We start from the raw sequence: 17,105 nt of genomic DNA, 5'->3' as shown, positions 1-17,105 counted from the left end.
ATTTGTACTGATGATTAGTATTTTACCGTTTTTTGTTTAATTCCTTTAAAAGTTCAGAGGCCTTGTCCGGCGTCATGGCAGGATATACTTTTTCGTTTACAGTCAATACTGGAGATAGTCCGCATGCACCAAGACAGGATACAGTTTCTACAGTAAAGATTAGATCATCGGTTGTAGCTTTTGATTTCGATAGACCTAATTCTTTACGTAGCCTGTCAAGTATAGGAATTGATTTTTTAACATAGCAGGCAGTACCGTCACAAACTTTTATCATATATTTGCCTTTTGGTTCCAGTGAAAAGTTTTTATAAAATGTAGCTACACTATAAATCTCAGTTTCACTGATGCTGAGTTTTTTTGAGAGATATTGAAAAGTCTCCTTGGGTATGTAACGATAATGTTCCTGTATACTCTGCAGAATAGCAATAATTGAACTTTGCTTACATCCAAGGTTATCAACAATATTATCAATGACCTTGAAATCAATTGTTTCATTCATATATGTCCTCCATTCAAAATGATAAATTTGCTTTCAATCAAGCTTTAATGATTGTATTGAAATATAAGTTGAGGATTTCTTGATGTTGCATAATAGTTACTTTCAATTATAATATTATTTTTTAAATATAGACATTGCAATACTGAATTTTTTTATTGTCAATATCATATACTAATCCCAGCGTATCAATATAAGAAAATTAGAGATATAACTTGTAATTATAAGAAATAGGTAAAAATAATAGAGATTTTAGCATTATTGTAATATTCAATACATCTTTAATATGATACTATATAACACGTCGTCGAAAACGACACACTAAAATGAATTTAATTCAATGATAAAAAAATGTTGACAAAATTCTCGATTAGTGATATGATATAAAAGCTGTCAGATGACAGTGATTGATCTTTGAAAATTAAACAGAGTATAAGAATAGTAAGTAAACCAGCAATTCTTTAAATTTTAAGAAATTAAAATTGAGAGTAACAAACTCTTCATTGAGAAGAGAAGCGATGAGCTAACATCAAACTTATAAATTGAGAGTTTGATCCTGGCTCAGGACGAACGCTGGCGGCGTGCTTAACACATGCAAGTCGAGCGAGAAACCTTCGGGTTTCTAGCGGCGGACGGGTGAGTAACACGTGGGTAACCTGTCTCAAAGAGGGGAATAGCCTCCCGAAAGGGAGATTAATACCGCATAATATTAAAGTTTCACATGGAGCTTTAATTAAAGGAGTAATCCGCTTTGAGATGGACCCGCGGCGCATTAGCTAGTTGGAGAGGTAACGGCTCACCAAGGCGACGATGCGTAGCCGACCTGAGAGGGTGATCGGCCACATTGGAACTGAGACACGGTCCAGACTCCTACGGGAGGCAGCAGTGGGGAATATTGCACAATGGGCGAAAGCCTGATGCAGCAACGCCGCGTGAGTGATGACGGTCTTCGGATTGTAAAGCTCTGTCTTTTGGGACGATAATGACGGTACCAAAGGAGGAAGCCACGGCTAACTACGTGCCAGCAGCCGCGGTAATACGTAGGTGGCAAGCGTTGTCCGGATTTACTGGGCGTAAAGGATGTGTAGGCGGATACTTAAGTGAGATGTGAAAGCCCCGGGCTCAACCTGGGGACTGCATTTCAAACTGGGTATCTAGAGTGCAGGAGAGGAAAGCGGAATTCCTAGTGTAGCGGTGAAATGCGTAGAGATTAGGAAGAACATCAGTGGCGAAGGCGGCTTTCTGGACTGTAACTGACGCTGAGGCATGAAAGCGTGGGGAGCAAACAGGATTAGATACCCTGGTAGTCCACGCCGTAAACGATGAGTACTAGGTGTAGGAGGTATCGACTCCTTCTGTGCCGCAGTTAACACAATAAGTACTCCGCCTGGGAAGTACGGTCGCAAGATTAAAACTCAAAGGAATTGACGGGGGCCCGCACAAGCAGCGGAGCATGTGGTTTAATTCGAAGCAACGCGAAGAACCTTACCTAGACTTGACATCTCCTGAATAGCGTAGAGATACGTGAAGCCCTTCGGGGCAGGAAGACAGGTGGTGCATGGTTGTCGTCAGCTCGTGTCGTGAGATGTTGGGTTAAGTCCCGCAACGAGCGCAACCCTTATCATTAGTTGCTACCATTAAGTTGAGCACTCTAGTGAGACTGCCCGGGTTAACCGGGAGGAAGGCGGGGATGACGTCAAATCATCATGCCCCTTATGTCTAGGGCTACACACGTGCTACAATGGTGAGAACAACGAGATGCAATATCGTGAGGTGGAGCTAAACTTGAAAACTCATCCCAGTTCGGATTGCAGGCTGAAATTCGCCTGCATGAAGTTGGAGTTGCTAGTAATCGCGAATCAGAATGTCGCGGTGAATACGTTCCCGGGCCTTGTACACACCGCCCGTCACACCATGAGAGCTGGTAACACCCGAAGTCCGTGAGGTAACCTTTATGGGGCCAGCGGCCGAAGGTGGGATTAGTGATTGGGGTGAAGTCGTAACAAGGTAGCCGTAGGAGAACCTGCGGCTGGATCACCTCCTTTCTAAGGAGTAATTGTAGCAGGATAACTGTTGTATACATTGGTTTCTTACTCTTGTCTCTGTTTAATTTTGAGAGATCAGTTCTCTTAAGATGTACTTTGAAAATTGCATAGAGAAACAAAGTAAAGTAAAAAATAATCCTTTGTATAATATGATTTTAATCGAAAGATTGAAATTAAAACAAATAAAGACTAAGCTCTAAAAGGCTAACGCCTAAAAGAGTAACAAGGTCAAGCTACAAAGGGCGCATGGTGAATGCCTTGGCACTAGAAGTCGAAGAAGGACGTGACAAGCTGCGATAAGCTTCGGGTAGGCGCAAATAGCCTGTGATCCGGAGATTTCCGAATGGGGCAACCCACATGTTTAACGACATGTACTGTATACTGAATTCATAGGTATATGGAGACATACCCGGGGAACTGAAACATCTAAGTACCCGGAGGAAGAGAAAGAAATATCGATTTTCTTAGTAGCGGCGAGCGAAAAGGAATCAGCCCAAACCAGGGACTTTGTCCCTGGGGTTGTGGATAGATCATCACTGCATAATATCTTAACCGAAGAGTTCTGGAAAGCTCTACCGCAGAAGGTAATAGTCCTGTAGGTTAAAAGAGAAAATTGCAAGATCTAATCCAGAGTACCACGAGACACGTGAAACCTTGTGGGAAGCTGGGAGGACCACCTCCCAAGGCTAAATACTAACTAGTGACCGATAGTGAAGCAGTACCGTGAGGGAAAGGTGAAAAGAACCCCGGAAGGGGAGTGAAATAGAACCTGAAACCGTGTGCCTACAACCGGTCGTAGCACTTTTTATGTGTGACGACGTGCTTTTTGTAGAACGAGCCAGCGAGTTACGGTATGCAGCAAGGTTAAGCACTTATGGTGCGCAGCCGAAGGGAAACCAAGTCTTAACAGGGCGACTAGTTGTATGCTGTAGACCCGAAACCGGGTGACCTATCCATGGCCAGGTTGAAGCGGAAGTAAAATTCCGTGGAGGACCGAACCACATTGGTGTTGAAAAACCATGGGATGAGCTGTGGATAGCGGAGAAATTCCAATCGAACTCGGAGATAGCTGGTTCTCCTCGAAATAGCTTTAGGGCTAGCGTCGATTAATTGAGTTATGGAGGTAGAGCACTGAATGAGGTAGGGGCTGACAACAGTTACTGAACTCTATCAAACTCCGAATGCCATATACTTTTATTTCGGCAGTCAGACTGCGAATGATAAGATCCGTAGTCAAAAGGGAAACAGCCCAGATCATCAGCTAAGGTCCCAAAGTGTAAGTTAAGTGGTAAAGGATGTGGGATTTCTAAGACAACTAGGATGTTGGCTCAGAAGCAGCCACTCATTTAAAGAGTGCGTAATAGCTCACTAGTCAAGAGATCCTGCGCCGAAAATGTCCGGGGCTAAAACTTACCACCGAAGCTATGGGCTCGTAAGAGCGGTAGAGGAGCTTCCTGCACCGGTTGAAGTCGTACCGTAAGGAGCGGTGGACAGTGCAGGAGTGAGTATGCTGGCATAAGTAGCGAGAACTAAGTGAGAATCTTAGTGGTCGAAAACCTAAGGTTTCCTGAGGAAGGCTCGTCCGCTCAGGGTTAGTCGGGTCCTAAGCCGAGGCCGAAAGGCGTAGGTGATGGATAATCGGTTGATATTCCGATACCACCTTTCTCCGTTATGAGAGATGGGGTGACGCAGAAGGATAAGATGTGCGCACTATTGGATGTGCGTCTAAGCACTAAGACGTGCAGGCTGGCAAATCCGCCTGATTAGTCAAGGTGTTATGGGGAGCTAATTTTTAGCGAAGTATCTGATTTCACACTGCCAAGAAAAGCCTCTATCAAGGAAAAAGGTGCCCGTACCGCAAACCGACACAGGTAGGTGAGGAGAGAATCCTAAGACCATCGGAAGAATCGTTGTTAAGGAACTCGGCAAATTGACCCCGTAACTTCGGGAGAAGGGGTGCCTGCTTTTAGCAGGCCGCAGAGGATAGGCCCAAGCAACTGTTTAGCAAAAACACAGGTCTCTGCTAAAGCGAAAGCTGATGTATAGGGGCTGACGCCTGCCCGGTGCTGGAAGGTTAAGGGGATCCGTAAGAGTAATCGAAGCGGTGAACTTAAGCCCCAGTAAACGGCGGCCGTAACTATAACGGTCCTAAGGTAGCGAAATTCCTTGTCGGGTAAGTTCCGACCCGCACGAATGGCGTAATGATTTGGGCACTGTCTCAACAACGAATCCGGCGAAATTGTAGTGCAAGTGAAGATGCTTGCTACCCGCGATTGGACGGAAAGACCCCGTAGAGCTTTACTGTAGTTTAGCATTGAGTTTCGGTATTGTCTGTACAGGATAGGTGGGAGACTGGGATACAGTGGCGTCAGCTGCTGAGGAGTCGACCTTGGGATACCACCCTGACAGTACTGGAATTCTAACCGGAGGCCATGAAGCTGGTCACGGGACATTGCTAGATGGGCAGTTTGACTGGGGCGGTCGCCTCCTAAAAAGTAACGGAGGCGCCCAAAGGTTCCCTCAGCGCGGTTGGAAATCGCGCGAAGAGTGCAAAGGCAAAAGGGAGCCTGACTGCAACACAAACAAGTGGAGCAGGGACGAAAGTCGGGCTTAGTGATCCGGTGGTTCCTCGTGGGAGGGCCATCGCTCAACGGATAAAAGCTACCTCGGGGATAACAGGCTGATCTCCCCCAAGAGTCCACATCGACGGGGAGGTTTGGCACCTCGATGTCGGCTCGTCGCATCCTGGGGCTGAAGTAGGTCCCAAGGGTTGGGCTGTTCGCCCATTAAAGCGGCACGCGAGCTGGGTTCAGAACGTCGTGAGACAGTTCGGTCCCTATCCGTCGCGGGCGTAGGAAATTTGAGAGGAGCTGTCCTTAGTACGAGAGGACCGGGATGGACTGACCTCTGGTGCACCAGTTGTCACGCCAGTGGCACAGCTGGGTAGCTATGTCGGGAAGGGATAAACGCTGAAAGCATCTAAGCGTGAAGCCCACCTCAAGATAAGATTTCCCATAGCGTAAGCTAGTAAGACCCCTGAAAGAACATCAGGTTGATAGGTCAGAGGTGTAAGTGCAGTAATGTATTCAGCTGACTGATACTAATAGGTCGAGGGCTTGACCAAAATAAAACGAAGAAATAAAATTACTTTACCAGTTACTATGCAATTTTGAGAGTATAATTTTTTAGTTAAAAATTAAGAATTAAGAGTTAAGAATTTAGGAAAAAACTCCTAAGGAGTTTTAAAAGATTAAATTAAAGGAATTCCATAGGAATTTCATCAATAACTCTCAACTTTTAACTATTCACTCTTAACTTAATATATCCAGTGTCTATGACTTAGAGGTAACACTCCTTCCCATTCCGAACAGGCAGGTTAAGCTCTAATGTGCTGATGGTACTGCAGGGGAAGCCCTGTGGAAGAGTAGGTCGACGCTGGGTTCACAATGATCCGCGATAGCTCAACGGTGGAGCACTCGGCTGTTAACCGATAGGTTGAAGGTTCGAATCCTTTTCGCGGAGCCATTTTATTTTTTTGGTATAATAATAACGCTAATTATAAATGTAATTAGTGTTTTTTGTGTTAAATAATATCAATATTCTTAAGAATTAAATTTTGTAGTAAACTTGTAAATAGAAATGGTAAAAATTTAAGATACATTTATAATTAAAAGTATAAAGAGGGTTGTAAATAATAAGAATGTATTATGAATTAAAATAAATCATATTGTATTAAAATATATTAAAATATAATATGAAATTGTTATTATTTAATATGAAATTGTGTTATAATGTTAATAAACTAGCAAATATGAGGTGAATTAATATGGATAATATACAATTTACAAAAGAGTACATTAGTGATCGAATCAAAGAAATAGGAGTTGATGAGTTTAAGCAAGTATGTATGGATTTTACTAATATATGCAGTAAGTCAGAATTACTAGAAGCTTCTAGGCAAATAGGAGTTACAGTTAAGAAGGGGCAAGGTAAAGGTGTATATTGGATTATGAAAGAGTAATATCAATGACAAAAATTAATATAAAAGAATTGCCTTAAGGTGTTTAAATAAATATAATAAGGCAGTTCTTTATGATAATGTTAAATGATAATTATATTATGAATTTCCCAATTTAATTAATCTTTCAAGCTGATCTTCTGGACAAGTAAAAGAACCTAGAGGATGAGGTGATTTTGAATAGTTTCCGTGGAAATCTGTTCCACCAGTCATAATTAAATCATATCTATTGGCAATTTCTTTTATCTGTTTTTTTACTTCCTCAGAATTTCTTGGATGATTATATTCTGCACCTTGTATTAAACCTTTTTTCGATAATTTTTCTAATAGTTCTATAGAATTAAACTCACCTGGATGAGCCATAATTGCAATTCCACCTACTTCTTTTATCATATCTAATGCTTCATATACACTAGGATATTTAATTTGTACATAATATTTGCCTTTTTTTGAAAGTAATCCTTTATAGAATTCGCCGATTACAATATTGGTGTATCCTAAATCTGCCATAGGTTGCATTATGTGAGTTTCATACATGGATTGACTTTTGGAACTATATCTTTCTATATGTTCCATAGTAATAGGATATTCCCTCATCAACATTTTAGCCATTTCTCTTTTGGCATTTTCTCTATTTATTAAAATTTTATTTAAAAATCCTTGTAGTTTGAACATATTTTTTGGAAAATAACAAAGCATGTGTACAGAACGGTTATTTTCATAGTCAATAGTAGATATTTCTACACCTGGTATTACAGCTATTCCTATTTTTTTACCAAATGTATAGGCTGGAAGTACTCCTGCTAGTGTATCATGGTCTGTAATTGATATACAATCTAATCCTATTTTTTTTGAATAGGAAACAATATCTTCTACACTCAAAATTCCGTCAGATAAAAAACTATGATTATGCAAGTCGGCTTTCATTTTTTACCTCCTATAAGTTTAATTTATTACTTAGATGATTGTAAAATTTATAAATACAATAATTATTAAAATAACAAAAAATAGATATTTTGATAAGAATATATCAATAACATACCATGAAAAATAATTTTTTTCAAGTTATGTATGTGAAATGTAATTGTATATAAGTTTGTGAAAAATAGTTTTATATAATCTGTGTTGACAAAATTATGCTTCAATTATATAGTGAATGTAGAAGTAGAACAGTAAACTTTATATTTATTAGTAACATGTATTTATGTCATAAGCAGCATCTGCAATATATAAAACATATATATAATTGCAATAGTCAATATGCCACATATAAGATCAGAACAATAGTTATAGAGGAACATAAACAATATAAATAAATAATATTCATAGACTTAATATTATTTTATGAAAGGAAAGAAATATGGACAACAATAAAACAGTATTAGATGTAATTTTCTCTAAATTTGATAATTTTTTTGACGCAGAAAAGAAAATCGCAAATTATATTATAAATAATAAAGAAAAGGTTATAGATATGACAATTGCAGAGTTGTCAGAAGCAAGTGGGGCTAGTGAAGCAACTATATCGAGATTTTGTAAAAAATGTGATATGAAAGGATTTCATCATCTAAAAATTAGTCTGGCAAAGGAACTTGTTGAATCAAATGAAGATTCTATGTCAGTATCTAATGATATTAATGAAAATAATGTTACCCAGTCTCTGCAGAATATTTTAGCAAATAAAATGGAAGAACTTAAGCAGACTATATCTATGATTAATGAAAAACAGTTCAAAGAAATATTAAATATAATAAGTAAAGCAAAAAATGTTCAATTTGCAGCAGTGGGCAATACTATTCCAGTGGCTTTGGATGGAACTTATAAATTTAATCAAATTGGAATTAAATCAGTGTCAAATACTATTTGGGAAACACAATTATCTTATACTTATAATCTGACAGAAGAGGATGTGGTTATTGTTATATCTAACTCTGGAGCTTCTAAGAGATTACTTACTTTAGTTGAAGCCTCTAATGAAAAGGGAGCTATAACTATTGCAATTACTAATAATGAATGGTCTCCTATTGCAAAAGCCAGTAAATATCACATAACTACTGCTACAAGAGAAAAATTATTTATGGATGAGTATTATTTTTCCAGAGTATCTGCATCAGTGGTTATTGAAATACTATATTTATTTTTAACTGTTAAGAAAAAAGATGCTTATAAAAATATCAGCAGGCATGAACAGGGCATTGCTGATGATAAATTATAGGTTATGCAGTATAAAATTTTAGTTAAATGTAAACAGATAGTTATCTTAATTATTTAGCTACATGAATATAAAGTGGATTAAAAAGAGGAAGGTGAAAACTCTAATGAAAAAATATAATTGGGCTATTTTAGGAGCTGGTAGTATTGCTAGAGAAATGGCATTAGCACTAAAAGAGGTAAATGGTGAAATCTACGCGGTGGGGAATAGAACTCTTGAAAAGGCTCAAAAATTTGCTGAAGAATTTCATGCTCTAAAGGTCTATGTGGATTGCGACAAGATGATTGAGGATCCCAAGGTTGATATTATATATATTTCAACACCACATAATCTTCACTATGAATTTTTATTAAAAGCAGTAAAAAATGGAAAACATGTTTTATGCGAAAAAGCAATTACGGTAAATGCGAAACAATTAGATGAAATAGTTGCAATCGCAAAAGAAAAAAATCTAGTAGTGGCAGAAGCAATGACAATTTATCACATGCCTATATATAAAAAATTAAAGGAAATTGTTGACTCTGGGGCCATAGGTAAAGTGAAGATGGTTCAGGTTAATTTCGGGAGCTGTAAAGAATATGATGTTAAAAATCGTTTTTTTAGCAAAGAATTAGCTGGTGGTGCTCTACTTGATATAGGTGTTTATGCAACTTCTTTTGCAAGATATTTTATGAAGAGCAAACCTAATGTAGTACTTACTACAGCAAAGTATTTTGAAACTGGAGTAGATGAACAATCTGGTATTATTATGAAAAATGATTGTGACCAAATGGCAGTTATGGCCTTGACTATGAGAGCAAAACAGCCTAAAAGAGGGGTTGTTGCAGGAGAACTTGGTTACATTGAAGTGAATAATTATCCAAGAGCAGACAAGGCAACAATAACTTATACAGAAGATGGAAGAACAGAAGAAATTAAACTTGGAGAGACATCAAAAGCTCTTAATTATGAAGTAGAAGATATACAGGAATATATCACTAATAAAACAGGTAAAAAGCAGCTTCAATTATCAATTGATGTTACTTATTTACTAAGCGAAGTAAGAAATCAATGGGGTTTTGTATATCCTTTTGAATAAGCGAATATATTAATATTCTAAGTTTGGATGAATTGTCCAGAAACCTGTTGCTGTTTCCTCCACCTTATAGAAAAGCAGACAAAACAAAATTTATTTTGTATTTGGTATGAATCGCTGTACAGAGTGCAAGTAGAGAGCCCCAATTTTAATTTGGTGCGAATTACTTTCGCAGAGTGCGGTGGAGTGTTACAGCGGCAAAACTAATATAGAAAATATTTATAATACATTTTTAACTATTATTTTTTAAGTAATTCATTTATAATTAAATATAAGTATATAAAAGGAAGGAGAGAATATTATGAGTGCAACTATAAAAGATGTTGCTGCATTAGCTAAAGTAGGTGTAGGTACTGTTTCTAGATATATTAATAATGAATCAGTTAAGGAAAGTACTCGAATTAAAATTGAAGCAGCAATTAAACAATTAAACTATGAGCCAAATGAATACGCCCGTGGGCTTAAAATGAATCGTACTAATACTATTGCTTTAATTCTTCCCACTATATGGCATCCTTTTTTTAGTGAATTTGCTTACTATGTTGAATCTGCCTTAAGTGCAAGAAATTATAAAGTTTATTTATGTAATTCAGACAAAGATCCTCAAAAAGAGCAGGGATATATTCAAATGGTAACTCAAAATAAAGTGGATGGTATTATTGGAATTACTTATAATGATATTGATCAATACATATCATCTAATTTACCCTTTGTAAGTATTGATCGTCATTTTACCGAAAATGTGGCTTATGTAACAGCAAATAATTATAATGCTGGCGAAATCGCAGTAGAAAAATTAATAGAAAAAGGTTGTAGATTTATTGCTTATATAGGAGGGTATTCACTTTATCCAAATGAAACAGTTAAACGCCTTAAAGGATTTGAAGATTGTGCAGATAGAAATCAAGTCAAGCATGAAATATTATATATGAAAGAACCATTTGAAGATTTACGAGGTTCTGTAAAAAAATTTTTAGAGAAGAATCCTAAAGTGGATGGGATTTTTTGTATTAATGATTTTATGGCCTTAGATGTTATAGATGTATTAAAAGAAGTAGGCGTAAATGTTCCAGAAGATATTCAAATAATCGGTTGTGATGGTATAAAATTATCTCTAGGGAAAAAAGTTATTTTATCCACTATAGAGCAGCCTGTTCAGCAAATGGCAGAAGCTGCAGTTAAATCATTAATTCATCTGATAAATAAGGAAGAAACCCCTCAAAGGATTATATTACCTATTCGTTATGTTGAAGGAAATACTACAAAAAATAAAATTTAACTATTGACTGTAATCGGTTACTATGGTATATTTTATCTATACTTAAATGGAAACGTTTCAAGTTAATTCGAAATAAAATAGAAACGTTTCAAAAATAGAAGGGGGATTAATATAATGAAAAAGAGAAGTATTTGTAGTTTAATACTAGCGAGTTTATTGGTAGTAGGTTCACTAGCTGGTTGCGGCAATAAAACTAGTGGAGAAAGCTCTGGAGGTAAGGGGGATATTACTGCTTGGGTAAATACATCTGATGAAACTCCAGAGGGAGAAGCCTGGGCAAAAATTGCTGATAATTTTAACAAAAAATATAATGGAAAATATAAAGTGAAAATTGAATATATACCTCGCAGTGGAAGTGGCGGAGGATATGAAGATAAGGTAAATGCAGCATTAACTACTAATAGTTTACCAGATGTACTGACTTTAGATGGACCAAATACTGCAGCTTATGCAAAGTCAGGGATTATTGCTCCTTTAGATGAGTATCTTACGGATAAAGAGGATATGAAAGATATTTTACCAAGCATTATTGATCAGGGAACCTATGATGGAAAAATGTATGCTATAGGTTTTTCAGAATCCAATGTAGGTATTTATTATAATAAAAAGATGTTTAAAGATGCCGGAATTGATACTGCATCTTTGCCTACTATTGATAAGCCTTGGGATTGGAATGAATTCATGAGTATTTGTGATACATTGGTAAAAAAATATAATGTACCAGCAATTGACATGAGTTTAAATGATAAAAGTGAAATGCTTATGTATGCGTTTACACCATTTTTATGGTCTCAGGGAGGAGATGTAGTATCTAAAGATGGAACTAAGGCCGATGGGGTATTAAATGATGCTAATGGAGTAAAAGCTTTTACATTTATTCAAGATATGGTTAAAAAAGGTTATACAACTCAATCGCCTGCTAAACAAGCCTTTGAACAGGGAAAATATCCAATGAAATTCAGTGGATCATGGACTATTGAAGATATGAATAAAAATTTTAAAGATATTGATTATGGTATTCTTCCATATCCTGTTTCTCCTGATACGCATAAACTAGTATCTCCATCCGGTAGTTGGCAGGTAGCTGTTAGTAATACTACTGAAAAGAAAGAAGCAGCTGCAGAATTTGCTAAGTTCAGCACTAATACTGAATCTAATGAAATAATGAGTTTAGGGAATTCAGTTTTACCAATGCGTTATTCAACAATTAAAAATATTCAAGACAAAGTCTCAGAAAATATGAAATTCTTAATGGATCAAAATGCAAAATCAGCACATGCTCGTCCTGTAATAGTTGCCTATCCACAAGTTAGTCGTGCTTTTCAAGATGCTGTAACAGATGTAACTTACTATAAGAATAATCCAGATGTAAAAAAAGTTTTGGATACACGAGCTAAAGAAATACAAGCAGCAATTGACAAACAAAGATAAACAGAGTTCTTTGTTTCAGGTGGAGTTTTTTTCGCCATCTGAAACTTAGAAATAGTTATCCAGGGACGTAGTATCCGTTATATCCAACTTTGATAGAAGATGGGAGTATTAGGTCTGGTAGTTATAGGATAAAAAGATAATTTGTCAATTCTATAATTCAAATACAAAAAACAGATATGTATTTGAATTATAGATATAAATAAAAATTTGAAAATAAAGTTTTGGGGGGATTAAAATGGAAGGAAAAACTACCCTAAAAGATAAGGGAATAGCACGTGCTTTTTTTAAAACAGGTAAGACTAGTGAAAAAACTGGATTAAAAGATAATTTGTTGGGATATGCTTTTTTAGCTCCTGCACTAATTCTACTGTCATTATTTTTAATAATTCCAGCGGGAATGGCTATATATTATGCCTTTACAGACTATTATTTATTAACACCTAATCTAAGAAAATTTATTGGAATTAAAAATTTTATACAATTATTTAAAGATCCTATTTTTGTTAAGAGTTTGTTTAATACTTTGAAATTTGTAGTTTGGATTATTCCTCTGCAATTAGGAGCTGCTCTTGGTATGGCATTAATTGTAAATAAGTCTAGAAAAGGGAATATGTTTTTTAAAGTAGCATTTTTTGCTCCAGTAGTAATGTCATTAGTAGTAATTTCTGTATTATGGTTATATTTATTGAATCCTACAGATGGAGTTGTTAATGCATTTTTGCAGAAAATTGGAATAAGTGCACAACCTTTTTTAACTAGTCCCAATCAAGCTATGTACACTATTATTTTTGTATCTGCCTGGCAAGGGGCTGGATATCAAATGTTATTATTTTTAGCAGGTTTACAGAATATATCACCAGATGTATATGAAGCAGCTGAAATTGATGGATTTTCAAAATGGGCTCAATTTCGCTATATTACAATGCCGTTGTTAAAACCTACTTCGCTGTTTATTCTCTTAACTACACTTATTTCTGCTTTCAAATTAATTGTTCAGCCAATGGTAATGACTCAAGGGGGACCGATGAATTCAACTATGACAGTTGTATACTATATTTATCAAACAGGATTTACCGATAGAATGGTTGGTTATTCCAGCAGTATTGCTTTATTATTTGGTACAATTATTGGAGTCATAACAATATTACAAAGAAAGTTTGTTAAGGAGGATGATTAAGAATGAAGAAAAAATTTGGTATAAGTACTGTATTGGAGTACGCAATGTTAATTTTGTTAGCAGCTTTATTCATCTTTCCACTTTTATGGATGCTTGCTTCCTCTATGAAATTAGAAGGGAATGTGTATAAAGATATATCTACTATTAAAGCATTTTTACCTTCAGGTAATCCAGCAGAATGGTTCAAACCTTATATAGATGTTCTATCACGTTTTAATATTCCTCTATATACGATGAACAGTATATTATATGCTTTAACTGTAGCAGCAGGTTCAATAATAGTTAATGGTATGGCAGGATATGCTTTTGCTAAATTAAAGTTTAAAGGTAAGAAGATGATTTTCGGATTATTACTGGCTTTATTAATTATACCTGTAGAAACTATTTTGATTCCACAATTTACTATTGTTCATGCATTAGGAATTGTTAATACTCGTTTGGCGGTAGTATTACCGGCCATAGCTAATGCCTTTAATATATATTTATTTAGGAACTTCTTTATTGCTGTTCCAGAAGAAGTCTTAGAATCTGCAAGATTAGATGGGGCTAGTAACTTCTCTATATTTTGGAAGATTATGCTGCCAATGTCCAAACCAGCAGTGGCAACTGTAGGAACTTTAGCTTTTATTGCTAGCTGGAATGATTATATCTGGCCATTAATGGTATTAATAGATAAATCAAAATTTTCACTTCAAGTAGCGATTACAACTATTAATACTACGCAGCCAGTCTATACAAACCAAGTTATGGCTGTACTTACTATTTCTACTATTCCATTGATCATAATATATATTGTGGCACAAAAATATATATTACAAGGACTAGGGGGATCTGGTACAGGAATTAAATAAAGAATGGGATGGGAGAGTAAAACAATGACTATAAGTAATCAAGAAGAATATTATAACGAAACTATTGAACTAATAAAAAAAGCAAATGAATATATTTCTGATGGAAAAGCAAATGTAAATCAGGAATATCGAAACAATTATCATGTAATGGCTCCAGTTGGATGGATTAATGATCCTAATGGATTCGTATACTATAAAGGTGAATATCATCTGTTCTATCAGCATTATCCCTATGATACTGTATGGGGTCCTATGCATTGGGGACATGTAAAATCCAAAGATCTAGTTCATTGGGAACACATGCCTGTAGCTTTAGCTCCTACAGAAGAGTACGAACTGGATGGATGTTTTTCAGGAAGTGCTATTGAAAAAGATGGTAAACTATATTTAATGTACACTGGACATTACGAAAGAGCTGGTACAAAGCGTGAAGTTCAATGTATTGCTTATTCAGAAGATGGAATCTATTTTCAAAAATATAAAGGTAATCCTGTTATTTCTGAAAATGAAATTAAAGGAAGTGCTTCAATTGAAGACTTTAGAGATCCAAAGGTATTCAAAAAAGGAGACTTATATTATAGTGTAGTTGCCTCTAAAACGAAAGATGAACGAGGCAGAATTCTATTATTCAGCTCTAAAGATTTATTTAACTGGTCCTTTAAATCAGTTTTATTGGAAGGTAATAAAGAGCAAGGCATTATGTGGGAGTGCCCAGATTTATTTAATATAGATGATAAAGATGTATTAATTATGTCACCAATTGAAATACAAAAAAATAAATATGAATTTTATAATATTAATTCAACAGCAGTTTTTATTGGTAATGTGGATTGGCAGACTGGTAAGTTTAAGGTTGAAAATTATCATGAAATTGATTATGGTTTGGATTTTTATGCTCCTCAAACATGCATTGATGAAAAAAATCGTAGAATTATGGTGGCTTGGATGCAAATGTGGAAAAGAAATATGCCTACGAATGATTTAAAACATGGATGGGCAGGGAGTATGACTTTACCTAGAGAATTACATGTGAAAAATAATAGGTTAGTACAATCTCCAATTTATGATATCTATGAATTGATTAAAATTGATACTGCATTTCAGGAGAAAAATATTCAAGATGATACATTAAAATTTGAGAATATCTGTGATGAAAACAGCTATTTTAAATTGAAATTAGATGTAGAAAAAACCGATGATTTTCAAATAAGGTTTGCTAAAAGTGAAAATGAATTTATTTTAATTAGTTACGATGTTAAAGAAGAAGTCTTTACAGTTAATCGTGAAAAAAGCGGTCATAAGATTACTGGTGTTGAAAAGCCTCAGCTATTTGAACGCAGTCTTTCTGTTATTCCAAATAATAATTTACTGATTTTAGAGATATTTAGAGATACATCCTCTTTAGAATTATTTATTAATAAACAATTTACAGTAACTGATACTTTCTTTCCTATAGAAAAGGGTAAAGATTTAGAGATAACTGCTAAGGGGAAATTAATAGTGAAGTTATTGGAAAAGGGAAATGTACATTGAAGCAGGTTCTTAATTCAGGTGGGGATTCTTTTACCCCATCTGAATTTTAGAACTGCAGATGAAGATATAAAAATAAAATATTTGGTTTAGAGCATTTAGTTAATAGCTAGATGCTTTTTTTATTCATATAATATAGTAGATAAATCTAAGGAGGAGAAGAAAGATGGGGGTAGGTTCATTAGTAAAAATAAATGATAATAACTCATGGAATGGGCTTTATGGTATTGTTAGATATTTAGTAAATGATGTAGCTTTTATCTTTTGTGTTCAACATCCAACAGATTTATATATAGCTAAAAAAGATAATGATATAATTTTAATTGAAGAATAAAGAAAAGATAAGGACAATACGAATTATCTATACAGAATTTAAGGCGGAGTAAGTATATAAGCTTTAATTTATATTCCTAATTAAAAATATAGATAGAATGGTAAAAGATATAGATACATCCGGTTGTCCTTTTTGTTACATTAGTTACACTTATTATCTAAATGAGGATAATGTTTAACAGACCAATCTTCAATTTCTTTAATAATTTTAGTGAGTTCTTTACCCTTATCAGTAAGATTGTATTCAACTTTAGGTGGTACCTCAGGGAAAATTTTTTTGGTTAACAATTCATCATTTTCCAGTTCTTTAAGTTTTTCATTTAAAACTTTTTGGCTTATTCCTTTAGTTATTCTCTGAAGTTCTAAAAATCTTTTAGGTTCATCATATAGATGACATAATAAAACTGCTTTCCATTTACCTCTTATAAAATCCATTGCAAAATCCAATAAACATACATATTTTTTACCATTACAGTATATCATTGATCTACCTGCCTTAATTATTATAAAATAATAATATATTAAACTAAATTATATAACAATAACAAGAACATGGCAAATTTAATGATGTTAAATTCAGATATTATAGTAAATCTTACTTTTAAGTAACTTAACTAACTAAAAAGTACGTACTTGTTAATGAAATTACATAACTATA

At 35.1% G+C, this 17,105-nt stretch carries 12 protein-coding genes, 1 tRNA gene and 3 rRNA genes; 13 read left to right on the top strand and 3 right to left on the bottom strand.

Annotated features, from left to right (window positions below; genetic code table 11):
* Window positions 1-22 precede the first annotated feature (22 nt).
* On the bottom strand, window positions 23-499 hold the full coding sequence (locus tag CLPA_RS16700) for an NADH-quinone oxidoreductase subunit NuoE family protein (RefSeq protein ID WP_003446005.1): 477 nt from the start codon (window positions 497-499) through the stop codon (window positions 23-25).
* Window positions 500-1,034: 535 nt separating this feature from the next.
* On the opposite strand from CLPA_RS16700, the gene CLPA_RS16695 reads away from it, so the two are divergent.
* The 5 genes from CLPA_RS16695 (at window position 1,035) to CLPA_RS16675 (ending at window position 6,562) form a co-directional block, all read left to right on the top strand.
* Window positions 1,035-2,541 (top strand): 16S ribosomal RNA (locus CLPA_RS16695).
* Between the two features lie 226 nt (window positions 2,542-2,767).
* Window positions 2,768-5,665: ribosomal RNA gene (locus tag CLPA_RS16690) — 23S ribosomal RNA — on the top strand.
* Between the two features lie 200 nt (window positions 5,666-5,865).
* Window positions 5,866-5,982, top strand: a 5S ribosomal RNA gene (gene rrf / locus CLPA_RS16685).
* Together the 16S, 23S and 5S rRNA genes with 1 tRNA gene alongside form the textbook arrangement of a ribosomal RNA operon.
* A gap of 9 nt (window positions 5,983-5,991) precedes the next feature.
* A tRNA-Asn gene (locus tag CLPA_RS16680) sits at window positions 5,992-6,066 on the top strand.
* A gap of 301 nt (window positions 6,067-6,367) precedes the next feature.
* Window positions 6,368-6,562: a hypothetical protein gene (locus tag CLPA_RS16675; protein WP_003446362.1), complete on the top strand. Its 195-nt coding sequence runs from the start codon at window positions 6,368-6,370 to the stop codon at window positions 6,560-6,562.
* A 96-nt stretch (window positions 6,563-6,658) separates the two neighbouring features.
* Here CLPA_RS16675 and CLPA_RS16670 read toward each other — a convergent pair whose 3' ends face one another.
* Complete coding sequence (locus CLPA_RS16670; protein ID WP_003446363.1) at window positions 6,659-7,486, bottom strand: PHP domain-containing protein; 828 nt, start codon at window positions 7,484-7,486, stop codon at window positions 6,659-6,661.
* A gap of 433 nt (window positions 7,487-7,919) precedes the next feature.
* Here CLPA_RS16670 and CLPA_RS16665 point away from each other — a divergent pair, with 433 nt between their 5' ends.
* The 8 genes from CLPA_RS16665 (at window position 7,920) to CLPA_RS21395 (ending at window position 16,448) form a co-directional block, all read left to right on the top strand.
* Complete coding sequence (locus CLPA_RS16665) at window positions 7,920-8,774, top strand: MurR/RpiR family transcriptional regulator (protein WP_003446364.1); 855 nt, start codon at window positions 7,920-7,922, stop codon at window positions 8,772-8,774.
* A 103-nt stretch (window positions 8,775-8,877) separates the two neighbouring features.
* Window positions 8,878-9,849 (top strand): Gfo/Idh/MocA family protein, encoded by a 972-nt coding sequence (locus CLPA_RS16660; RefSeq protein ID WP_003446365.1) that lies wholly within the window; start codon window positions 8,878-8,880, stop codon window positions 9,847-9,849.
* 298 nt (window positions 9,850-10,147) lie between these two features.
* Window positions 10,148-11,125: a LacI family DNA-binding transcriptional regulator gene (locus CLPA_RS16655; RefSeq protein ID WP_003446366.1), complete on the top strand. Its 978-nt coding sequence runs from the start codon at window positions 10,148-10,150 to the stop codon at window positions 11,123-11,125.
* Between the two features lie 114 nt (window positions 11,126-11,239).
* Window positions 11,240-12,556, top strand: coding sequence for an ABC transporter substrate-binding protein (locus tag CLPA_RS16650; protein ID WP_003446367.1), 1,317 nt, complete (start codon window positions 11,240-11,242; stop codon window positions 12,554-12,556).
* Window positions 12,557-12,791: 235 nt separating this feature from the next.
* Window positions 12,792-13,733, top strand: coding sequence for a carbohydrate ABC transporter permease (locus tag CLPA_RS16645; protein WP_003446368.1), 942 nt, complete (start codon window positions 12,792-12,794; stop codon window positions 13,731-13,733).
* Window positions 13,734-13,735: 2 nt separating this feature from the next.
* Window positions 13,736-14,584, top strand: a complete 849-nt coding sequence (locus CLPA_RS16640; protein ID WP_003446369.1) for a carbohydrate ABC transporter permease — start codon at window positions 13,736-13,738, stop codon at window positions 14,582-14,584.
* 24 nt (window positions 14,585-14,608) lie between these two features.
* Entirely contained in the window at window positions 14,609-16,117 is a 1,509-nt protein-coding gene (locus tag CLPA_RS16635) for a glycoside hydrolase family 32 protein (protein WP_003446371.1), read from the top strand.
* A 163-nt stretch (window positions 16,118-16,280) separates the two neighbouring features.
* A complete protein-coding gene (locus tag CLPA_RS21395) occupies window positions 16,281-16,448 on the top strand; it encodes a hypothetical protein (RefSeq protein ID WP_003446373.1) in 168 nt (55 codons plus the stop codon).
* A 140-nt stretch (window positions 16,449-16,588) separates the two neighbouring features.
* Here CLPA_RS21395 and CLPA_RS16630 read toward each other — a convergent pair whose 3' ends face one another.
* On the bottom strand, window positions 16,589-16,930 hold the full coding sequence (locus CLPA_RS16630; protein WP_003446375.1) for a winged helix-turn-helix transcriptional regulator: 342 nt from the start codon (window positions 16,928-16,930) through the stop codon (window positions 16,589-16,591).
* Window positions 16,931-17,105 lie beyond the last annotated feature (175 nt).

The sequence above is a fragment of the Clostridium pasteurianum DSM 525 = ATCC 6013 genome, from assembly GCF_000807255.1.
Lineage (GTDB): Bacteria > Bacillota > Clostridia > Clostridiales > Clostridiaceae > Clostridium_I > Clostridium_I pasteurianum.
This window is presented reverse-complemented; position numbering and strand designations above follow the sequence as displayed.

Bases quoted from the DNA above. Each gene is read 5' to 3' on its own strand.
- CLPA_RS16675 (WP_003446362.1), top strand. From the start codon at position 6,368: ATGGATAATATACAATTTACAAAAGAGTACATTAGTGATCGAATCAAA.
- CLPA_RS16665 (WP_003446364.1), top strand. From the start codon at position 7,920: ATGGACAACAATAAAACAGTATTAGATGTAATTTTCTCTAAATTTGAT.
- CLPA_RS16660 (WP_003446365.1), top strand. From the start codon at position 8,878: ATGAAAAAATATAATTGGGCTATTTTAGGAGCTGGTAGTATTGCTAGA.
- CLPA_RS16650 (WP_003446367.1), top strand. From the start codon at position 11,240: ATGAAAAAGAGAAGTATTTGTAGTTTAATACTAGCGAGTTTATTGGTA.
- CLPA_RS16655 (WP_003446366.1), top strand. From the start codon at position 10,148: ATGAGTGCAACTATAAAAGATGTTGCTGCATTAGCTAAAGTAGGTGTA.
- CLPA_RS16635 (WP_003446371.1), top strand. From the start codon at position 14,609: ATGACTATAAGTAATCAAGAAGAATATTATAACGAAACTATTGAACTA.
- CLPA_RS21395 (WP_003446373.1), top strand. From the start codon at position 16,281: ATGGGGGTAGGTTCATTAGTAAAAATAAATGATAATAACTCATGGAAT.
- CLPA_RS16645 (WP_003446368.1), top strand. From the start codon at position 12,792: ATGGAAGGAAAAACTACCCTAAAAGATAAGGGAATAGCACGTGCTTTT.
- CLPA_RS16670 (WP_003446363.1), bottom strand. From the start codon at position 7,486: ATGAAAGCCGACTTGCATAATCATAGTTTTTTATCTGACGGAATTTTG.
- CLPA_RS16700 (WP_003446005.1), bottom strand. From the start codon at position 499: ATGAATGAAACAATTGATTTCAAGGTCATTGATAATATTGTTGATAAC.
- CLPA_RS16630 (WP_003446375.1), bottom strand. From the start codon at position 16,930: ATGATATACTGTAATGGTAAAAAATATGTATGTTTATTGGATTTTGCA.
- CLPA_RS16640 (WP_003446369.1), top strand. From the start codon at position 13,736: ATGAAGAAAAAATTTGGTATAAGTACTGTATTGGAGTACGCAATGTTA.